This window comes from Streptomyces tyrfis (assembly GCF_037034285.1).
GTDB lineage: Bacteria > Actinomycetota > Actinomycetes > Streptomycetales > Streptomycetaceae > Streptomyces.
In genome coordinates this window covers 34346-55913 of record NZ_JBAGJZ010000003.1, presented here as the reverse complement: position 1 = coordinate 55913, position 21568 = coordinate 34346, and the positions used below count along the sequence as shown (strand labels likewise).

The 21568-nt window shown below is 74.9% G+C and carries 12 protein-coding genes; 6 read left to right on the top strand and 6 right to left on the bottom strand.

Annotated elements, in window-relative coordinates:
* Positions 1 to 36 precede the first annotated feature (36 nt).
* Both WA762_RS03425 and WA762_RS03420 read right to left on the bottom strand, forming a co-directional pair.
* Positions 37 to 603 carry a PadR family transcriptional regulator gene (locus WA762_RS03425; RefSeq protein WP_335932762.1) on the bottom strand — a complete coding sequence of 189 codons (567 nt, stop codon included), beginning with the start codon at positions 601 to 603 and terminating at the stop codon, positions 37 to 39.
* 152 nt (positions 604 to 755) lie between these two features.
* Entirely contained in the window at positions 756 to 2771 is a 2016-nt protein-coding gene (locus tag WA762_RS03420) for an NADPH-dependent 2,4-dienoyl-CoA reductase (RefSeq protein WP_335932761.1), read from the bottom strand.
* Positions 2772 to 3132: 361 nt separating this feature from the next.
* Here WA762_RS03420 and WA762_RS03415 point away from each other — a divergent pair, with 361 nt between their 5' ends.
* Positions 3133 to 3669, top strand: coding sequence for a DoxX family protein (locus tag WA762_RS03415; RefSeq protein WP_335932759.1), 537 nt, complete (start codon positions 3133 to 3135; stop codon positions 3667 to 3669).
* A gap of 80 nt (positions 3670 to 3749) precedes the next feature.
* On the opposite strand, the gene WA762_RS03410 is transcribed toward WA762_RS03415, so the two are convergent.
* Positions 3750 to 5384, bottom strand: a complete 1635-nt coding sequence (locus tag WA762_RS03410) for a chitobiase/beta-hexosaminidase C-terminal domain-containing protein (RefSeq protein WP_335932757.1) — start codon at positions 5382 to 5384, stop codon at positions 3750 to 3752.
* A 290-nt stretch (positions 5385 to 5674) separates the two neighbouring features.
* Here WA762_RS03410 and WA762_RS03405 point away from each other — a divergent pair, with 290 nt between their 5' ends.
* Positions 5675 to 8080, top strand: coding sequence for a hypothetical protein (locus WA762_RS03405; protein ID WP_335932756.1), 2406 nt, complete (start codon positions 5675 to 5677; stop codon positions 8078 to 8080).
* A gap of 190 nt (positions 8081 to 8270) precedes the next feature.
* On the opposite strand, the gene WA762_RS03400 is transcribed toward WA762_RS03405, so the two are convergent.
* The gene (locus WA762_RS03400) at positions 8271 to 8489 is read right to left on the bottom strand and encodes a twin-arginine translocase TatA/TatE family subunit (RefSeq protein WP_335932755.1); all 219 of its coding nucleotides are present in this window, start codon (positions 8487 to 8489) and stop codon (positions 8271 to 8273) included.
* On the bottom strand, positions 8489 to 9562 hold the full coding sequence (locus tag WA762_RS03395) for a sporulation protein (RefSeq protein WP_335932753.1): 1074 nt from the start codon (positions 9560 to 9562) through the stop codon (positions 8489 to 8491). The genes WA762_RS03400 and WA762_RS03395 overlap by 1 nt, the downstream gene beginning before the upstream one ends.
* Before the next feature lie 382 nt (positions 9563 to 9944).
* On the opposite strand from WA762_RS03395, the gene WA762_RS03390 reads away from it, so the two are divergent.
* On the top strand, positions 9945 to 10940 hold the full coding sequence (locus WA762_RS03390) for an ABC transporter substrate-binding protein (RefSeq protein ID WP_335932751.1): 996 nt from the start codon (positions 9945 to 9947) through the stop codon (positions 10938 to 10940).
* Between the two features lie 74 nt (positions 10941 to 11014).
* On the opposite strand, the gene WA762_RS03385 is transcribed toward WA762_RS03390, so the two are convergent.
* Entirely contained in the window at positions 11015 to 12187 is a 1173-nt protein-coding gene (locus WA762_RS03385; protein WP_335932750.1) for a M20 family metallopeptidase, read from the bottom strand.
* A 151-nt stretch (positions 12188 to 12338) separates the two neighbouring features.
* Between WA762_RS03385 and WA762_RS03380 the strand changes: the two genes are divergently transcribed.
* The 3 genes from WA762_RS03380 (at position 12339) to WA762_RS03370 (ending at position 21511) form a co-directional block, all read left to right on the top strand.
* Positions 12339 to 19736: an amino acid adenylation domain-containing protein gene (locus WA762_RS03380; protein WP_335932749.1), complete on the top strand. Its 7398-nt coding sequence runs from the start codon at positions 12339 to 12341 to the stop codon at positions 19734 to 19736.
* 6 nt (positions 19737 to 19742) lie between these two features.
* On the top strand, positions 19743 to 19964 hold the full coding sequence (locus tag WA762_RS03375) for an MbtH family protein (protein WP_335932748.1): 222 nt from the start codon (positions 19743 to 19745) through the stop codon (positions 19962 to 19964).
* Positions 19965 to 20029: 65 nt separating this feature from the next.
* A complete protein-coding gene (locus WA762_RS03370) occupies positions 20030 to 21511 on the top strand; it encodes a DHA2 family efflux MFS transporter permease subunit (RefSeq protein WP_335933015.1) in 1482 nt (493 codons plus the stop codon).
* Positions 21512 to 21568: the final 57 nt, after the last annotated feature.

The following is a 21568-nucleotide window of genomic DNA, read 5'->3' as shown; positions in this document are numbered from 1 at the left end:
CCGCCACCGGCCGCGTGTCGCCGGCCCGGAGGCCTCTCAGCCGACCGGCGCCGCCGGGTCCCGACCCGCCGCCCCGCCCGCGTCCTCGCCCAGGGCCCGGGTGAGCCACCCGATCCAGAAGTTCTCCAGATCGATCCCGCCGCGCAGCACCAGATGCCGCAACCGGTCCTGCTCGGAATTCCGCTCGGGAGGAAAGTCCCGCTCCTCGATCTCCAGATACTCCGCCAGCTGCCGCCGGTGCAGTTCCAGATGACGGCGCAGCTCCGCGTCCAGTCCGGGAGCCCCGACGACCGCCGCCGCCCGGATCCGCAGCAGCAGCGGATCGCGGACCTGCCGGGGATCCTCGGAGCGGGCCACCCAGGCGGCCAGCGCCTCCCGTCCCGCGGGCAGCACCTCGTACTCCTTCTTCTGGCCGCGGGCGGGCTGCTTCGGTGGCAGCGCCCGGATCTGCCCGGCCTGCTCCAGCTTCCCCAGCTCGCGGTAGATCTGCTGGTGCGTGGCGGACCAGAAATAGCCGATCGACCGGTCGAACCTGCGGGTCAGCTCCAGCCCCGACGACGGTTTTTCGAGCAGGGCGGTCAGGATCGCGTGCGGGAGTGACATGGGGTGCATCCTAGGGACGGTCACGGGCATGGCCGCGTCCACGTCCACGTCGACCGGGGCGGCCGGCCGCGGCCGTCGGCGCGAGCGCGGCCGCGCTTCCCGTACGGCCACGGCCACGCCCCCACGCCGCGGCGACCGTCGGCGCGAGCGCCTCACAACGAGGCCGCGAGCTCCGTCCCCTGGTGGATCGCGCGCTTGGCGTCCAGCTCGGCGGCCTCGTCCGCGCCCCCGATCAGATGCGCCCGGCGGCCCGCGGCGAGCAGTTCCTCGTACAGGTCGCGTCGCGGCTCCTGGCCCGCGCAGACCACCACCGTGTCGACCGGCAGCAGGCGCGGTTCGCCGTCGACCGTGAGGTGCAGCCCCTCGTCGTCGATCCGGTCGTAGGAGGCGCCCGCGATCGTCGTCACGCCCCGGCGCCGCAGCTCGGTCCGGTGGATCCAGCCGGTCGTCCTCCCCAGCCGCGCGCCGACCTTGCCGGTTCCCCGCTGGATCAGATGGACGGTGCGCACGCTCCTCGGGCGGTCCGGGGCGCACAGGCCGCCCCGTTCCCGGTAGGCGGTGTCGACGCCCCACCGCCGGAAGAACGCCTCCGGGTCGCTGCCGGCCCCGTCGCCCGGGTCGGTCAGGAACTCCGCCACGTCGAAGCCGATGCCGCCCGCCCCGATGATCGCGACCCGGTCGCCGGCCCGGGCGCCGTCGCGCAGCACGTCGAGGTAGCCGACCACGCTGGGGTGGTCGAGGCCCGGTATCGAGGGGGAGCGAGGGGTGACGCCGGTGGCCAGCACGATCTCGTCGAAGCCCTCCAGCGTCTTCGCCGCGGCCCGTGTGCCCAGCCGCAGTTCGACCTTCTCCTCCGCGAGCCGGGTGCGGAAGAAGCGCAGCGTCTCGTCGAACTCCCGCTTGCCTGGAACCCTGCGGGCCACGTCGAGCTGACCGCCGATCCCCTCGGCTGCGTCGAAGAGCGTGACCCGGTGCCCGCGCTCGGCCGCCGTGACGGCGCAGGCGAGACCGGCGGGCCCGGCGCCCACGACCGCCACCCGCTTCACCGCGCGGGCCGGCGACAGGACGAGCTCCGTCTCGTGGCAGGCCCGCGGATTGACCAGGCAGGAGGTGATCCGGCCGCTGAAGACATGGTCCAGGCACGCCTGGTTGCAGCCGACGCAGGTGTTGATCGCGTCGGCGCGGCCTCCGGCCGCCTTGGCCACGAAATCGGGGTCGGCGAGGAACGGCCGGGCCATCGACACCAGATCCGCCCGGCCCGAGGCGAGGATCTCCTCCGCGAGCTCCGGCGTGTTGACCCGGTTGCCCGTGACCAGCGGTACGGACACGGCCCCGCGCAGCCGCTCGGTCACCCAGGTGTAGGCGCCGCGCGGCACGGACGTGGCGATGGTGGGGACCCGGGCCTCGTGCCAGCCGATCCCCGTGCTGATCAGGGTCGCCCCCGCCGCCTCGACCGCGCGCGCCAGCCGCACGACCTCCGCGGGCGAGGAACCGCCGGGCACCAGATCCAGCATCGACAGCCGGTAGATCAGCACGAAGTCGTCGCCGACCCGCTCGCGGACCCGGCGCACGATCTCCACGGGGAACCGCATCCGGTTCTCGTACGAGCCGCCCCAGCGGTCCGTGCGGCGGTTGGTGGCGGGCGCGACGAACTCGTTGACGAGATAGCCCTCGGAGCCCATGATCTCGACGCCGTCGTACCCGGCGCGTTGTGCCAGAACCGCGGCCCTGACGAAGTCCTCGACGGTCTCCTCGACCTCGTCGTCCGTGAGGGCGTGCGGGGTGAAGGCGCTGATCGGCGCCCGGAGCGCGCTCGGCGCCACGAGACCGGCGTGGTGCGCGTACCGGCCGAAATGCAGGATCTGCAGGGCGATCCGGCCGCCCGCCGCGTGCACCGCGGCGGTCACGACCGCATGCCGCTCGGCCTCCGCCCCGGTGGTCAGCATGGCCCCGCCGGGCACGGAGCACCCCCGGGCGTTCGGGGCGATGCCGCCCGTGACCATCAGGCCGACGCCGCCCCGGGCGCGTTCCGCGTAGAAGGCGGCCAACCGCTCGAAACCGTGCTCGGCCTCCTCCAGGCCGGTGTGCATGGACCCCATGACCACCCGGTTGGGCAGGGTGGTGGAACCGAGATCGAGCGGGCTCAGCAGATTCGGGTACGGGCTCATGCGGCGGCTCCTCGCGCGATGTCGTCGCGCCAGTTGTAGCCCACCGGAAGGTCTTTGTGCAACAAGTTGCATAAAGGTTGGGCGGTGTGGTGCGGCGCGCGGCGCGTCCCCCGAACGGCGTATGACCGCGACGCGTCGGCGGCCCGCGGCACGGAGAGTGGGAGCCGGGCCCGGCCGACCCGCGCCGCGCTCCGGCCGGTCCGCTCCGGGGCGGTCCTCGGAGGACCGGGAGGTCCCGGACCGGGGAAGACCCCGAGCCGGGGAGGCCCGAGAACGGGGGAAACCCCGAACCGGGCAGACCTCGCACCGGGCGGGCCCCGAACCTCGAATCGTCGCGTCCCCGAACCCCGCGGAGAGTGCCATGTACCGTCCCGACTCGCGTGACCTCGGCCTGCTCGTCCTGCGCGTCGGCACCGGCGCGGTGCTGGCCGCGCACGGCGCCCAGAAGCTGGCCGGCTGGTTCGGCGGCGGAGGCATCGAGGGGACCACCGCTGCGATGGAGGCCATGGGCTTCCACCCGGCGAAGCACAGCGCGGTCGCCGCCGGACTCGGCGAGGCGGGCGGCGGCGTGCTGCTGGCCCTCGGCCTGGCGACGCCGGCCGCCGGTGCGGCAGCCGCCGGGGCCATGGCGGGAGCGGTGGCCGTCCACACGCCGGCGGGGTTCTTCGCGCAGGGCGGCGGCTACGAGTACCCGGCCTTCCTCGGCTTCACCTCGGCGGTGATCGGGCTGACCGGGCCCGGCCGCTACTCCGTCGACCACGCCACCCGGTACTGCTTCGCCCGGCCCTGGATGGCCGGCCTGGCCTTCGCGGGCAGCGCGGTCGCCGCTGCGGCCGTCGTCGGCCGGCGGGCCAGGGGCCGGACCGGCCGGACCGTCGTCGACCCCGAGGCGACCTGACGGACCGCCGGGACGGGGCCGGGCGGCGCCCCGGGGAGGGGGAGCCGTCCGGCCGGACGCCGCCCGGGGGCGGGCGGCAGCTACTTGCGGAACGTCAGCGACGCCGCCGGGGAGGCGTTCCCGTACGCGTCGACCGCGACGACCCGTGCCACGTACCGCTTGCCCGCGACCGTGCCCGGCACCGGGACGTCGAGGGAGTTCGGGCGGGGCATGAAGTAGAAGTCCGAGAGGACCTTGGAGGAGACGACCGGGACGCCCGTCGCGGCGTCGGTGACGGCGACCTCGTAGTGGTGGACCATCTGGTCGTCCACGGCCTGGGCGATCCGCAGCGCCGTGCCGCCCTTGCCGTCGCTCACCCGGGACAGCGGCGTGCGGGTGGTGAAGCGCGGCGCCACCCTGTTGCGGGCGGCGTCCGTGTAGCGGAAGTTGTTCTTGATCTGCTGGCTGGTCGAGCCCTTCAGCCGGACCGTCCAGGTGTCCCCGCTCAGGGTGCCGGCGCTGGCGTACGGCGGCTGCCAGTCAGCCGTCCACTTGCCGCCGGTGTAGATGTCGTGCTTGTCCGCCGCCATGTTCACCCGCGCGATCTCCGTGCGGTCCTTGTAGACCTCGACGAAGAGGGCCTGCGCGGTCGGCGACTCGAAGCGGTCGGCGAGACCGTTGTCGGTCACCATCTGGTAGCCGCGGTCGATCTCGATGTAGCTCATCGAGCCGTCGTTGACCGAGGTGAAGTCGCGCTGGTGGATCGAGCGGTCGTCGTTGACGTTCAGGTGGGAGTGCCCGGAGAACAGGATGGCCTGCGGGAAGGCGGCGAGGTCCTCCGCCAGCCGCGGGTTCGCGGCCTGCTGGCCGTCCATGGTCGTGCCCGTGGTGGGGCGGTGACCCTGCACCAGGACGGGCTTGCCCGCGTAGGCGCGGTCGGCGGTGATCGCGGCGAGCCGCTCCTTGAGCCAGGCGCGCTGGGCGCCGTCGGAGTCGTACGTCTCGGCGTTGACGGTGAGGACGCGCAGGCCCTTGACCACGGACTCGTAGTAGCCGCCGCCCGAGTCGGGGAACCACGCCTTCGGGTAGCCGGCGCGTATCGCGGCCAGGCTCGCGTCGTGGTTGCCGTTGGAGATCAGCAGCTGGGTGTTCTTCATGCCCTTGCGGGCGAGGTTGGCCTGGAAGATCTCGGAGACGATCCGGTGGTCGGGGCCCTTGCCGTCGCCGTTGTCGTTGATCATGTCGCCGTTGGACAGGATCGCGTCCGGCTGCGGGAAGATCGACCCGATGGTGTCGAAGAAGCTCTCGTACTTCTTGTCGGCGGTCGCGTGGCTGCCGACGTGGACGTCGGACATGACGACGAGCTTCGCCAGCGGCTTCTCGCGGGACTTGATCAGATAGCCGTACGACACCGGCACACTGCTCCGGTTGCCGTGGAAGGCCACCGCCGTGACGTTGGTGTCCTTGGTGATCCGCAGCGGGCGTCCGGGGGAGTGGACGGGGCTGTTCCGGGTCGGGGTCGTGCCGTCCAGCGTGTAGCGGACGGTGGTGCCGCGCTCGGCGCGGAACCTCAGCTCGACCGGGTGGTCGTACCGCCCGCCCGGAACGCTGACGGCGGGCGCGGCAGGGGCGGCGGGGGCGGCGGCGGGCGTGTGGGCGGCGGGGGACGTCTGCGCGACGGCCGGGGAGACGAGCGCGACGGACGTCGCGGCGATGACGAGAGGGGTGAGTCTCACGGGGATCCCTGTTCTCTTCTCTTCGGCCCGGGAGTTCGGTGCCCGGGCTGCCGGACCGGCCCGACCATTCGCATAACGGATCGGTAACCGGTCTGTACCGAAGAAAGTAGGTGTCGCGGGTCAGGAGGCGGTGCGAACCGGTCGACTTCCCGGTGAAGCGATCGTGAACGTCTGGGCGGACCCCCTCCGGGGCGGCGCCCGCCGAGGCATGCCGCGCGCGCCAGGGTGGTTTTCTCGGCCGCGCAGCACCTGGTCAACGGCTTGTCATATTTCAATGGCATAATCCCCGTATGCGTGAGGCGGGCCGGATCCAGTACCTCCCGGATGAGGAGCTGACGGTGATTCCGCCGGGCGCTCCCGGAACGTCGACGGGGTTCGCCGTCTTCGACGACTCGGTGGGGGCGCTGCGCGCGTTCGTGCTCGGCCGTCTGGGGCGGCGCGGCGCCGTCGTCCCCGCGCCGAGGGCGGCGAAGTGCGACGCGCTGATCCCCGTCGTGGTCGGCCTTGTGCCGCGGCCGGACAACTCGCACAACCCGCGAGCCGTGTCGGTGACCGCGCCGCCCCGGCAGGGCGGTTCGGTGCTGGACCGTCACATGGGCTATCTGTACGACAGCTCCCTCCACTTCCACGGGGCGGAGATCCACCGTCTCGCGGAGGTGGCCGGCACCGCGGTGGGCTGCCACGGCTGGATCGAGCTGGGCCGCGTCGACGCGTACGAGTACGAGGACGACGAGGGCGACGACGCGTACGGGGACGGCCCGCCGTCCGGCGCGGAGGAGAGCCGGCCCCCCGGCCGGCGCCGGCCATTCACCCGGACCGAGCAGCTCGAAGCGGGCTATTGGATCGGAGGCGTACGGCTGAACCTGCCCGACGCGGACGAACTGCGCTCGCTCGTCACGGAGTTCCTCGAAGCGGCCCCCGCGGCCGAGGGCTCCGCGCCGGGACCGGCGCCCGCCGGCCCGCCGGCCGACGTGCCCGCCGGGCCGCCTGCCGACGCCTTCGCCGACGTGCCCGCGGAGCCGTCCGCTGACACGTCCACCGACATACCCGCCGTCGGCGCCGCCGGGAAGCCGGCCGGCGCACGGGCGTCCGGCGTCACCCCGACGCAACCCGGCCTCCGGGAAGCCCTCCACGGGCAACTGGCCGCACGTCTGCGCTCGGCGCTCGCGGTCGGGGCCGCCTCTGGCGCCCGGGGGCGGGAGACGGCCCGGGACCGGGCGCAGGCCCGCCGCGACGAGCGGGCGGAGACCGAGCTGCGGACATGGGCGCGCTACCGCCGCCGTGCCCATCCGTACGAGGACGTGCGGGCCGTCAGCCGCACGGTCCACGGCGCCCGGAAGGTCCTCGTGACGGACCGCGCCGGGGTGGAGATCGGGGAGTACCACCTGCCGGACGGGCCGCTGACGCTGTTCGACGAACGGGTGCGCCGCGAGGCGCTGGCCGCGCTGCGCCGGCACGGCGTCGAACCGGCGGAGCCGCTGGCGCCCGGGGAACTCGCGGCACTCGACGGCTATCCCGACGCGACCGTCGTTCCCGGACCGGTGTGGTCGATCCGGCTGATCGAGGACGCGGTGGCCGCGCGAGACCTGCCGCAGGCGGCGAGCTACGACCCCGGCACGGGAACCCTGACCGTCCACGCCCGCCCGTACGCGGAACCGATGACCGCGCTGCTGCGCCGGCACGGGGTCGAGCCGGCCCGGGTGACGTGGGCGGCGCCGGACGCGGACACCGAGGCGCTGAACCGCCGGGCCGCTTCGGGAGGCGGATACGCCGGCCCGCTCCGGTCCGCCTGCCGGCTCACGCCCCGGGCGCTCGGCCTCGTGCCGCGCCCCCACCGGCAGTGGCTCAACGCGCTGCCGGTGGAGCCGCCGGCCGCGACCGGTCGCGGCAGGGACTTCGCGGCACACGGCAGCGATGCCTACTACCGGCGGGAACTGGGGGAGATGTTCGGCGCCCCCCTCGTGCCGGACCGGACGGCGCCGTGCCGGCTCTGCGGGCGCCCCGCCCTGGAGGCGCGCGACCGGCTCGCGTACTGCTTCGGATGCTGCCGGCTCGCCCGGCGCGGCGTGCTGAGGGACAACGGCACGGACGGCCCGTGGACCGATGCCACGATCCACGCGCTGCGGCGCCTGGTCCGGATCGAGTTCTCGGGACCGCCGTCCCTCGCGCAGCTGGACCGGGTGACCGTCACCGACCCCCGGGTCGCCGACGAGGCCATGCTGTGCCGGTTCCTGATCCCCCGGCCCGCCGCCAGGCTGCTGACCGCCCGCCCCGCCCGGGCGGCGCGGTCCTGGGCGCAGTGGCTCCAGCTGGCCGGGGTGCTCGACGACGGAGTGCGCCGGGCGCGCGGCACTCTGACCGTCGCCACCGATGGACACCTGTGCCGGTCCATGCTGGAGCGGCACATCGACGACTTCTTCCACCACTGGCGGGTGGAGCACGAACCCGAACCGCACTATCCCCGGCACGCCGAGCTGAACACCACCGGGCTGCGGGCCGACTGGCGGCTCGGCGACGGCACGTTCGTCGAGGCGCTGGGGCTCATGGAGCAGCCGCGGTACAACGAGAAGGCGCAGCGCAAGATCGAGCTGGCCCGCGTGGCGGGCATCCGCCTCGTCACCCTCACGGCCGCGGACCTGGACCGGCTTCCGGAGATCTTCGCGCCCTGGCTGCGGGAGAGAACGCCCGGCGGCTGAGCCCCCCCGGGCGCGCCGGCGCCGTCCGCCGGGACCCGTTCGAGGTGTACGGGCCGGGACAGTGTGCCGGTGTCCCGGCCGGACGCGACGCCGAGGCGTGGGCGAGACGTCGTCGAACGGCCGGTGCACCGGGCGCGGTCGGCCGGGGCGGGCGTCACACCCCGTCGGAGGGACAGGGCGTGACGTTCTGTCAGTTCCCGGTGTCCGTCCGGGTGACGGTCTCGCCGCGGATCACGCGATGCCCGTCGGAGGCCGGAAGGTCGTCCGGGCCCTCCTTCGCCGCCCTCGCCTCGGCCTTGAGGATGCGGGCCGACCTGCCCGCGGAACGGGCGAGTTCGGGGAGTTTCCTGATCCCCACGACGACTATGACCACGATCAGGATGACCGCGAGCTCACTGAGTCCGAACATCAGTCGTCGCCGTCCTCGTCGTCGCCCTCGAAGAAGTCCCCGACCTCGTCGATGACCTCGGCGGCGACCATGCCGCCGACGACGCCCACCGCGAGCCCGGCCGCGCCCGCCGCGACGGCGGTGCCGATGCCCGGTCCGGAGCGGTGGCCGCCGCCGTCGTGGTGGTGGCCGCCGTCGTGGCCGTGTCCGCCGTGGCCGTACCCGCCGCCGTGACCCGCGGCGTACGGCGCGTTGTGGTCGTACGCGCCGTAGGGCGCGCCGTGGTCGTACCCGCCGTGCGCCGGGCCCGGGGCGACGGCCGACCGGTGCTCCATCAGCTGCCGCAGCCAGCCGTCCACGACCGCGGGCCAGTCCTGCTGACGGACCGTGTCATGGGCGACCGTGAACCGGGTGAGCGCGTCGTGCCCGGCGGTGAGGAACCCGCCGCGCCTGTCCGCCTCCAGGACCACGTCCATGCCGCCCGGGGAGGCGAGGAAGGTCACCTCGATCTCGTTGAACCGGTCCGCGTACGGGGGCGCGGGGGTCAGCTCGATCTCCTGGTAGAAGGGGAGCCGCTGGTCGGCGCCGCCGATGCGGCCGTACTCCAGGTCCGCGGACTTGAAGCCGAACCCCAGCCGGCCGAACGCCTCCAGGATCGCCTCATGCGCCGGCAGCGGGCCCACGGCGAGCTGATCGAGGTCGCCCTTGTCCTTGGCCCCGGCCACCGACAGCTCGGTGCGCACACCGAGGACGATGCCCAGGCCCTGTCCGTACAGTTCGGTGACCGGTGTCTCCCACGGCAGCGCGACCGAGAACGGCACGTCGCGTTGCTCGCCCTCGTGCAGCCGGAAGCCGCCGCCGACGGTGAAACGCTCGAACGCCACGACGCCCTCCCGTTCCCCCTCCTCGTGCTCGGCCTCCACCCGCGCGACCAGTTCCAGTGTGATGTGCTCGATGTCGAAGTCGGCGCCGCCGCCCCGGAGGCGGACCTGGCCGGACAGGGGGCCGCCGGGCACGGCCGCCCCGGGGGCGAGGACCGTGTCGACGGTGGGTCCGCCCACACCGAGTGAGCCGAGCAGTCGTTTGAACACCATCGAGGCGTTCACTCCCTTACACGCGTACGAGGGAGCGCGGGCGTTCCGTGCCAGGGTGACTGACGGACTCCCGCGCTCTACAGGCGCGTAGAAGCATAGGGCCGCCGACCCGCCTCCGGGTGACGCGCGGCCGTGCGGAGCGGGAAAGTCCGAAACGGATCGTCCGTCCGTCCTTTCGGCCGCTTGACGAGCGGGTTTTGCCGTGCTTTTACCGTCGGCCGACGGGTCGCGTCGCGGGCGTGTGCGGCCGTTCGGGGCTCCTCCTGCCCGCAAGGAGAGAGGTAAGGCTAACCTTAGTATTGCGGCCCGGCTGTGAGGCGGACGCGAGTCGTCGGCCTGCCCTCCGCACTGTTTGCACGTCCCCGTGAACCATGGAGCACCCATGTCCCTGCCCAGCCGTCCTTCCTCGTTCCTGTCGCACCGCGCGGTGCGGGCCGCCGCCGTGGCGGCGGCGGCCACGTTGCTCATGACCGGCTGCGGCACGGACTCCGACGACGCGAAGGGCGACGCGGGCAAGGGCTCCGCGGCGTCGGCCACCCGTACCGTGAAGGACGCCACCGGGCGGGCCGTCGAGGTTCCCGCCGACCCCGAGCGGATCGTGACGCTCACTCAGGAGGACCTGGACGCCGTCCTCGCGCTCGGTCTGAAGCCGGTGGGCATCACCAACGGCCAGGGGCTGGACAAGCCGCCCGCCTACCTCGCCGACAAGGTCCGGGGCATCGACATCGTCGGCAATCTGCTCCAGCCGGTGATGGACAAGGTGGTCGCCGCCAAGCCCGACCTGATCCTCGCCGGTGACATGCAGGACGAGCAGGTGCTGAAGCAGCTGCGCGAGATCACCCCGGCCACGCTCGTCACCACCGCGCCCACCGACGACTGGAAGCTGTCGCTGCGCGGCATCGGAAACGCTGTCAACAAGCTCGACGCCGCGAACAAGCTCATCACCGAGCACGAGAGCGCCGCCAGGGCCGCGGGTGAGAAGCTCGGCGCGAACAAGGGCGCCGAGGTGTCCATCGTCCGGTGGAACCCGGACGGCCCCAGCTGGATGGAGAACAAGCAGTTCGCCAGCGGCATCGCGCTGGAGATGGGCCTGAAGCGTCCCAAGTCGCAGAACAAGGACGGCAACGCGCACACCCCGTCGCTGAGCCTGGAGAGGATCAACGAGATCGACGGCGACTGGCTGTTCCTCTCGACCCTCACCTCCGACGGCGAGAAGGCGCTCCAGGACGTCCGGACGAAGGCCGCGTACAAGGAGCTGAAGGCCGTGAAGAACGGTCACGCCGTGACGGTCGACGGGTCGGTCTGGTCGACCCGCGGCGGCCCGCTCGCGGCCGACGCGGTCATGAACGACTTCAGCAAGGCGCTGGGCGCCTCCTGACGCCGGTCCGGCCCACCGGCGGGGGTGCGGGGCGGCCGTCCGGCTGCCCCGCACCCCCGTTCGCCCTCCGCCCGTCAGGCGGGGGCGGGGTCCGCCCGGCGGCCCCGCGCGAAGTCCGCGACCGTCCAGGCCATCGCCGTCGCCCCGTCCAGCAGGGCCTGTTCGGCCCTCGCCGAGACGGCGGCGTCGGCGAAGGCGGCCTCGTGCGGACCGCAGGCGCCCCCGCTGATGTCGAGCACCGGGTGGATGGACGGCACCACATGCGACACATTGCCCATGTCGGTGCAGGCGAACGGCGGTCTCTCCACGGGCTCCGGGCGGCCCAGGGCTCGCGCGTTGGCCGTCCACAACCGGATCAGTCCGGGATCGCCCCGGAAGTCCAGGTAGTCGGGCTCCGGCCGCTCCAGGGTCACCTCGCACCCGGTCGCCAGCGCGCCCGCCCGGAAGCACGCCTCCACCCGGGCGCGGAGCTCGCCGAGGTCCTCGGCGGCCGACGCGCGCAGCTCGTACTCCGCACGGGCCCGCTCCGGGATCGCGTTGGGCGCGCTGCCGGCCTCCGTCGTGATGCCGTGCACCCGCCACTGCGGCGGCAGTTGCTGACGCAGCAGGCCGACGGCCACCTGGGCCACCGTCAGCGCGTCGGCCGCGTTGCGCCCCTCGTGCGGATTGAGGCTGGGGTGCGCGCCGCGCCCCGTGTACGTGACCGACAGGGTGCCGAGCGCGAAGGACCGGAAGTCCGCCACCTCGAACGGGCAGGGGTGCACCATCATCGCGGCGTCCACGCCGTCGAAGGCGCCCTCCCGCAGCATCAGCGCCTTGCCCGCGCCCCGTTCCTCCGCCGGAGTCCCCAGCACCCGTACGCGCAGGCCGAGTTCGTCCGCGAGCGGGGCGAGGCCGAGGGCGGCGCCGACCCCGGCGGCGGCGATGAGGTTGTGTCCGCAGGCGTGCCCGATCTCCGGCAGGGCGTCGTACTCGCAGACGATCGCGACCGTCAACGGGCCGTCGCCGACGACGGCTTCGAAGGCGGTGTCCAGACCGTACGCCGGGGCGGTCACCAGGAAGCCCCGCGCGCCCAGCGGTTCGGCGCACCAGGCGGCGGCCCGGTGCTCGGCGAACGCCGTCTCCGGGTGGCCGTGGATCCTGCGGCTGAGGCCGAGCAGGGTCTCCCGCCGCTCCTCGATCGCTTGCCGTATACGGGATTTGACGTCCTGAAGGTCGGGTGCGGCGTCGCCGCGCTGGTCGGTCATCGACTCCTCTTCCGGTGGGTGCGAGCGGGCCGCCCTCCGTCGTGAAGGTCACACGGGGGGCGTGCCGTACGAGAATTTAGCTTAGGCTTGCCTAAGTCGTTGGCGGCCCCGTGTGCGGCAAGGCTTTCACAACCGAGGAGTTGTCCCCCTGATGAACCAGCGTCCGGAGTCGTTCCCCCTGCTCACCGCGCAGAGCGGCATCCACTACGCACAACAGCTGGCCCCGGGCGGCACCGAGTTCCACACGGCGGACGTCGTGGAGATCGACGGAGCCCTCGACGAGGACCGCTTCGAGCGCGCCCTGCGCCGCACGGTCGAGGAGGCCGAGACGCTGCGGCTGCGCTTCACCGAGGAGGACGGGACTCCGGTCCAGCACGTCGCCCCCGGCGCCGGCGTCACCCTGCACCGGATCGACCTGCGGGGGAGCGGGGACCCGCGCCGGGAGGCCGAGCGCCGGATCCGCGCCGACCTCTCCCGCCCCGCCGGACTCCGGGCGGCGGACGGGCTGATGGGCCAGGCGCTGCTGCGGGTCGGCCACACGGCGTACTGGTGGTACCAGCGCGTCCACCACATCGCCGTGGACGCCTACGCCCTGACGCTGATCGGCCGCCGGGTCGCGGAGCTGTACACGGCCGACGGCCGGACCGCGCCGGAGTGCCGGTTCGCTCCGCTGCACCGGCTGGTCGAGGAGGAGCGGGAGTATCTGGCGAGCGAACAGTACGCCGTCGACCGGGCGTTCTGGACCGAGCGGATGGCCGGCGCCGTCCCCGTCACCCTCGCACCGCCCGCGCCGCCCGCCGCCGAGACGCCCGCGGTGGTACACGTGCCGGAATCGAGCCCCCGGTCGGCGGCCGACGCGCCGCCCGCCGCCCCCGACGGCCCGCTGCGGCACGCCGTCGATCTGCCCGCCGGGGCGCTGGACCGCCTGGGCCGCGCCGCCGAGGCCGCCAAGGCCACCTGGGCCGAACTCGTCGTCGCCGCCGGCGCCGTCCACCTGCACCGGCTCACCGGCTCCCAGGACGTCGTCCTCGGCCTGCCGGTCACCAACCGCCGCGGCCCGGCCGCCCTGCGCACCCCGGCGATGGCCGTGAACGTGCTCCCGCTGCGCGTCGCCGTCCGCCCCCGGGACACCGCCGCCGAACTGCTGCGCCGGGTCGTGCTGGAGATCCGCCGGGTCCGCCGCCACCAGCGCTACCCACAGGCCGACCTGCGCCGCGACCTGGGCCTGACCTCCCCCGCCGCCCCGCTCACCGGTCCGCTGGTCAACATCAAGCCCCAGGACGGCGGCCCGCTGGACTTCGGCGGCCTGACCGGCGCCGTCCGCAACCTCGCCGCCGGACCGGTCGAGGACCTCGCCCTCGGCGCCCGGCCCCGCCCCGACGACGGCCTCGCCCTCGTCCTGGAGGCCCACGCCGGCCGCTACACCGAGGCCGACGCCGCGCGCCACGCGGCCACCTTCCGGCGCTGCCTGGACGGCCTCACCGCACTGCTGCTCACCGACCCGCACCGCCCGCTCGCCGCACTCGACCTGCTCACCGAGGACGAGATCCGCCGGGTCACCGCGGGCCGCTCCGAGCCGCCCCACCCCGCCACCGTGCCCGAGGAGTTCGCCGCACGCGCCGCGCTCACCCCCGACGCGACCGCCGTCCGCTGCGGCGACGACGCCCTCTCCTTCGCCGAACTCGACGCCGCCGCCAACCGCCTCTCCCACCACCTCGCCGCGCACGGCGTCGGCCCCGAGACCCCGGTCGCCCTCGCCCTGCCCCGCTCCACCGGTACGGTCACGGCCCTGCTCGCCGTCCTCAAGGCGGGCGGCGTCTGCCAGCCCCTCGACCTCGGCCACCCGCCCGCCCGCACCCTCGCCGTCCTGGCGGACGCCCGCCCCGCCTGCGTCCTCGGCACCGCCGAGGCCCTCGCCGGGCTCCCCGAGCACGGACTGCCGGTGGTCGCCGTCGACGAGCCCGGCACGCTCGCCGCCCTCGCGCAGGCCCCCGCGGACCGGCCCGCCGCCACCCCGGCGCCCGCCGACGCGGCGTACATCATCCACACCTCCGGCTCCACCGGGCGGCCCAAGGGCGTCGTCGTCACCCACGCCTCCCTCGCCAACCTGTACGCCGGCCACGGCACCGACCACATCGCGCCCGCCGTCGCGCGCACCGGCCGCACCCGGCTCGCGGTCGCGCACAGCGCCTCGTTCGCCTTCGACGCCTCCTGGGACCCGGTGCTGTGGATGGTCCACGGCCACGAACTGCACCTGCTGGACGACGCCGCTTACCGCGACCCGGCCGCCCTGACCGCCTACGTCGACGCGCACCGAATCGACTACCTCGACGTCACCCCCTCCTACGCCGAGGCCCTCCTCGCCGAGGGACTGCTCGGCGACGGCCACCACAGGCCCGCCGTGCTCGTCGTCGGCGGCGAGAGCGTCCCCGCGCCGCTGTGGGACCGCCTCGCCGCCACCGAGGGCGTCCACCCGCTCAACCTCTACGGCCCCACCGAGACCACCGTCGACGCCTGCCACTGGACCGGCCCCGGCTCCGACGGCAGCCCCGTGCGCGCCACCCGCCTCTACGTCCTCGACACCGCCCTGCGCCCGTGCCCCGACGGCGTGCCCGGCGAACTGTACGTGGCCGGCGCCTGCCTCGCCCGCGGCTACCTCGGCCGCCCCGACCTGACGGCGCAGCGGTTCGTCGCCGACCCCTTCGGCTCCCCGCACGGCGACCCGGGCGGCCGGATGTACCGCACCGGCGACCTGGTGCGCCGCCGCCCCGACGGCACCGTCGAGTTCCTCGGCCGCACCGACGACCAAGTCAAGATCCGGGGCTTCCGCGTCGAACCCGGCGAGATCCAGGCCGTGCTGGCCGCGCACCCCGCCGTCGCCCGGGCCGCCGTCATCGCCCGCGACGCGGCGGGCGGCAAGCGGCTGCTGGCCTACGCGGTGCTCCGCCCCGGCGCGGACGCCGGCCCGGACGCCCTGCGCGCCCACCTCGTCGCCGCGCTGCCCGCGCACATGGTGCCGGCGGCCGTGACCCTGCTCGACGCGCTGCCCCGCACCGCCAACGACAAGCTCGACCACCGCGCCCTGCCCGACCCCGCCCCGCTCGCCCCGCGGGCCGCGGACCCCGCCGGGGCGGCCGACGACCCGCGCACCGGCGTCGTCGCCGGACTCTTCGCGGACCTGCTCGGCCTGGACACGGCCCCCGCGCCCGGCGCCTCGTTCTTCGACCTGGGCGGCCACTCCCTGCTCGCGGCCCGGCTCGCCGCCCGGCTGCGCGAGGCCTTCGACGTGCCCGCCTCCGTCGCCGACGTGTTCCGCGCACCCGCCCCCGCCGCCCTCGCCGCCCTGGTCCGCGCCCGCGACGCCGACGCCTCCGGGACCGCGGCCGCCGGCGACGCGGCGCCGGACCCGGAACCCGAATTCCGCGCCGACGGGACGCCGTTGTCCCCGGCCCAGCGGCGGCTGTGGTTCCTGCACCGGCTGGAGGGGCCCGGTCCGACGTACAACATCCCGCTCGCGCTCACCGTCGAGGGAGCGCTGGACGAGGACGCCCTCGCCGCCGCGCTCGGCGACCTGACGGAACGTCACGAAATGCTGCGGACCGTCTACCCGGTCCCCGGGAACGGCCCGGACGGCCTGCCCCGCCAGCGGCTCCTCGCCCCCGACGACCCGGCGGCCAGGCCCCCGCTGCGCCGCGCCGCCGACGGCGACGACCTGACGGCCGCCGCCCGCCACCCCTTCGACCTGGCCGGCGAGATCCCGCTGCGCGCCACCCTGTTCACCGAGGCGGAGGACCGGCACACCCTGCTCCTGGTGCTGCACCACATCGCGGGCGACGGCGCCTCCACCACCCCGCTGGCCGACGACCTCGCCACCGCCTACCGGGCCCGGCTCGCCGGGCGGGCGCCGGAGTTCGCCCCGCTGCCCCTGCGGTACGCCGACCACACGGCCCGGCAGCTGCGCCTGCTCGGCACACCCGCCGCGCCCACCGCCCTCGCCACAGCTCAACTCGACCACTGGAAGCGGACCCTGGCCGGCCTGCCCGACCAGCTCGACCTGCCCACCGACCGGCCCCGGCCGCCCGTCGCCGGCGCCGACGGCGACAACGTCCCGTTCGCGGTGGCGCCCGGCGCGCACGCCGCGCTCGCCCGGCTCGCCCGGGAGACGGGCGCGAGCGTCTTCATGACCGTCCAGGCCGGGCTGGCCGCCCTGCTCACCCGGCACGGCTGCGGCACCGACATCCCGCTCGGCACGCCCGTCGCCGGACGCGACGACGACGCCACCGCCGGCCTCGTCGGCTTCTTCGCCAACACCGTCGTGCTGCGCACCGACACCTCCGGCGACCCCACCTTCCGGGAGCTGCTGGGGCGCGCGCGGACCACCGCACTGGACGCCTTCGAGCACGAGGCGCTGCCCTTCGACCACCTCGTCGAAGCCCTCAACCCGGCCCGTTCACCGGCCCGTCATCCCCTCTTCCAGACCATGCTGGCCTGGCAGTCGGTGCCGGACGCCGCCTTCCCGCTCGGGCCCGGCGCCACCGCCCGGCTGTCCACCATGACCTCCGGCACCGCCAAGTTCGACCTCACCCTCAACGCGGGCGAGCGGGCGGGCGGCGGCATCGGCGGCTTCCTGGAGTTCCGCACCGACCTGTTCGACCGCGCCACCGCCCAGGCCCTCGCCGACCGCCTGGCCCGGCTGCTGACCTCGGCCGCCGAGGCCCCCGACACCCCGCTCGGCCTGCTGCCGCTGCTGAGCGAGGGGGAGCGCCGCCGCGCCCTGGTCGACGTCAATCTCCCCGGCGGCCCGGCCGACGCCGAGCACCCGGCCCCGGCCACGACCGCCCGGGCCGACGGCGAGCGGCCCGGCCCGGCCCCGACCGCCCCGGTCACCCAGGCCACCGCCCCGACCCGGGCGATGAACGCGCCCGCCACGCTCGCCGACCGTTACGAGGAGGCCGCCCGCCGGCACCCCGACCGGATCGCCGTCACCCACGAGGGCGCCACCCTCACCTACGCCGGACTCTCCGAGCGCGCCCACCGACTGGCCCGGCTGCTGGCCGACCGCCGGATCGGCCCCGGCTCCGTCGTGGCCCTCGCCCTGCCGCGCTCCCTCGACCTGGTCACCGGCCTGCTCGCGGTCTCCCTCGCGGGCGCCGCCTACCTGCCGCTGGACCCCGACTACCCGGCCGACCGGCTGGCATACATGCTCGCCGACGCCCGCCCCGCGGCCGTCGTCACGGACACCGCCACCGCGCCCGGGCTGCCCGCCCACGACCTGCCGCTGATCACCGTCGACGGCGACGCCGCCGCGGCGTACGACCGCGCCCCGCTGCGCCAGACGGACCGGGTCCGACCGCTGACCCCCGACGACCCGGCGTACATCATCTACACCTCCGGCTCCACCGGCCGCCCCAAGGGCGTCGTGGTCACCCACCACAACGTCACCCGGCTGTTCACCGCCACCGACCACTGGTTCGGCTTCGGACCGGAGGACGCCTGGACCCTGTTCCACTCGTACGCCTTCGACTTCTCCGTCTGGGAGCTCTGGGGCGCGCTGCTGTACGGCGGCAAGGTCGTCGTCGTACCCCATCTGACCAGCCGTGACCCGGCGGCCCTCCTGCGGCTGCTGGCCGCGGAGCGGGTGACCGTCCTCAACCAGACGCCGTCCGCCTTCTACCAGCTGGCCGCCGCCGACCGCGAGGAACCCGGACACGAACTCGCCCTGCGCCACGTCGTCTTCGGCGGCGAGGCCCTCGAACTCGGCCGCCTGGACGACTGGTACGCGCGCCACCCCGACGACGCGCCCCGGCTGGTCAACATGTACGGCATCACCGAGACCACCGTGCACGTCACCCACCACCCCCTGGACCGGCGGACCGCCGCCACCGCGACCTCCTCCGCCATCGGCGTCAACATCCCCGACCTGCGGGTCTATGTGCTCGACGAACGGCTCCAGCCGGTGCCGCCCGGCGTCACGGGGGAGATGTACGTCGCCGGACAGGGCGTCGCCGCCGGCTATCTCGGCCGCCCCGACCTGACCGCGACCCGCTTCGTCGCCGACCCCCACGCCCACCTGTTCGGGGAGAGCGGCGCCCGGATGTACCGCTCCGGCGACCTCGCGCGCCGCCGCGCGGACGGCGCCCTGGAGTACTTCGGCCGCGCCGACCACCAGGTCAAGATCCGGGGCTTCCGTGTCGAACTCGGCGAGATCGAGGCGGTCCTCGCCGCCCACCCCCGGGTCGCGGACACGGCCGTCGTGGTCCGCGAGGACGTCCCCGGCGACAAGCGGCTCGTCGCCTACGCCGTGCCCGCCCCCGGCGGCACGGAGGACGAGGACCTCGCCGCGCTCCTGCGCGAGCACGCCGCCCGCGACCTGCCCGCCCACATGGTCCCGTCCGCCGTCGTCGCCCTCGAACGGCTCCCGCTCACCGGCAACGGCAAGCTGGACCGCAAGGCCCTGCCCGCCCCCGGCCGCCCCGCCGCCACCGCCTCGCGCGCCCCCCGGGGCCCGCGCGAGGAGCAGCTGTGCGCGATCTTCGCCGAGGTGCTCGGCACGGACCGGGCCGGCGTCGACGACAACTTCTTCGAACTCGGCGGCCACTCGCTGCTCGCCGTACGGCTCGCCGCCCGCGTCAAGGCCGCCTTCGGGGCCGAGGTCTCCATCGGCACCGTCTTCCGGTCCCCGACCCCCGCCGCCCTGGCCGCCGCCCTCGACACCGCGGTGGCCGACGGCCGCGGCGACGACCCGCTCGACGTGCTCCTGCCGCTCCGCCCGGCCCGCGACGGCGACCGCGCACCCCTCTACTGCGTCCACCCGGCGGGCGGACTGAGCTGGTGCTACGCCGGACTCATCCGGCACCTCCCCGCCGACGTGCCCATCTACGGCCTCCAGGCGCGGGGCGTCGGCCCCGCCACCGCCGGACAGCCGCTGCCCGCCACCCTGGAGGAGCTGGCCGCGCACTACGTGACCCGGATGCGGGAGGTGCGGCCCGCCGGACCGTACCGGCTGCTGGGCTGGTCCACCGGCGGCATCATCGCCCAGGCCATGGCCACCCGCCTCCAGGACCTGGGCGAGGAGGTCGAGCTCCTCGCCGTGCTCGACGCCTACCCCGCCGAGGGCTTCCGCGAGCTGCCGGCGCCCGATCACGCCGAGGCGATGGAGTCCCTGCTGGCGATGGGCGGTCACGGGCCCGACGTCCTGGAGGGCAGGCCGCTCACCACCGCCCATGTGACCGAGGTGCTCCGGCGCGAGGGCAGCCCGCTCGCCGCCCTGGGCACGGACACCCTGGAGGCGCTGGCGGAGATCTACCTCCACATCAACCATTTGGTGCGGAACTTCGACCACCGGCGCTTCGACGGCGACGTGCTGTTCTTCCGCGCCACCGTCGACACCGTCGACGACGCACTCACCCCCGACACCTGGGCCCCGTACGTGGGCGGGCGCATCGACAACACGGACGTCGCCTGCTCGCACAAGGACATGACCCTGCCCGAACCGATCGCGCACATCGCCCGCGTGATCGCCGACCGCCTGACCGACCTGGAGAAGTGACCCCCGATGGCCGCGAACACCGCGAACGACGCCGCCCCCGTCAACCCCTTCGACGCCGACGGGGAGAGCGACGCCTTCCTCGTCCTCGTCAACGAACGGCGTCAGCACTCGCTCTGGCCCGACTTCGCCGACGTGCCGGCCGGCTGGACCGTCGCGCACGGGCCCTGCCGGCGCCAGGACGCGCTGGACTGGGTCGTCGCGCACGACGCCGGGCTGCTGTCCCGGTGACCGCGCCCGACTCCGGCGCGGGGACGGAGTCCCGTACCGGACAAGGCCGTCGGCCGCCGCCGCGCATCCGGCCCCGGGTCGCCGTGGTCCTCGTCCACGTGGCCGCGATGTGCATGAACGGCCTCGACTCCACCATCGTCAACCCGGCCCTCTACACCATCGCGGAGGACTTCGGCCGGCCTCTCTCCGCGGCCAACACCGTGGAGACCGCGTTCCTGGTCGCGTTGGCGCTCGCGCTGCCGGTGGCGGGCTGGCTCGGCGACCGGTACGGCGTCAAACGGGTCTTCCTCGGCTCGCTGGCCGTGTTCACCGCGGCGTCCGCGCTGTGCGGACTCGCCTGGGACCTGCCGGTACTCGTCGTGGCGCGGGCGGTCCAGGGCCTGGCCGGGGGACTGCTGACCCCGGTCGGGATGACCCTGCTGTTCCGGGCGTTCGCCCCGCCCGAGCGGGCCGGACTGTCGAAGATCCTGATCGTGCCGACGGCGCTGATGCCCGCGCTGGGCCCGCCGCTCGGCGGCCTGCTCACCGAACACCTCTCCTGGCACTGGCTGTTCTTCGTCAACGTGCCGGTCGGCGCGGCGGCCGTGCTGCTGGGCGTGATCGGGCTGCGCGAGCACGTGGAGGGCGCCGCCGGGCCGTTCGACCGGGCCGGTTTCTGGCTCGCCACGCCCGCCCTGGGGCTGCTCGCCTACGCGCTCGGCTTCGGCCCGGCGCGCGGCTGGACCGACCCCGCCGTGGCGGTGAGCGCGGCCGCGGGCGCCGTCCTGCTGGCGGCCACCGTCGCCCAGCAACGCCGGGCGACGGCACCCCTGCTGGGGCTGCGGCTGTTCGCCGACCGGTACTACGGGCCGGCCGCCGCGCTGGCCGCGCTCACCGCCGCCGGGCTCATGGGCGTGCTGTTCGTGGTGCCGCTGCTGTTCCAGGCGGCCCTCGGCGGCACCGCGCTGGACGCCGGACTGAGCGTCTTCCCCGAGGCGTTCGGCCTGATGCTCGCCTCGCAGGCGGTGGACCGGCTGCTGCCACGGCTCGGGCCGCGCCGCCTGGCCGTGACCGCGCTGCTCGCGGCGGCGGTGGTGTTCGGCGCGCTGGCGCTGCCGGGCACGGCGGAGAACGCGTGGGCGGTGCGCGTCCTGATGTTCCTGATCGGGCTGGTGCTGGGCACCGCCGTGCTGACCGTGCAGATCGCCGGGTTCGAGACCGTCGCCCCGTCCGACATGGGACAGGCGATGGGCCTCTTCCAGATCGTCCGCACGCTGGGCGGCGCCCTCGGCATCGCCCTGTGCGCCGCGCTGGTGGGCGGCGGCGCGCACCCGGCGGGGACGGCGATGGACGCCGGGCCCTTCCGGGCGGCGGTGTGGGCCTCGGCCGCGCTGGTGGCGCTGTCCGCGGCGTTCGCTCTGCGCCTGCCGCGCACCGCGCCGCAACCGCCGCCGTCGGACGACGCGTCGCCGGACGGCTCGTCGACGGCGGACGGGGAACCGGCCGACGGGGAACCGGCGGAGCGCCCCGGGGGAGCGGGGGCCGCCGAGCGCACCGGCGCACCCTGAGGACGTCCGAGGCGAGGGCGTCGCGCGGCCCGTCGCGCGGCGCCCTCCGCGGTCCTG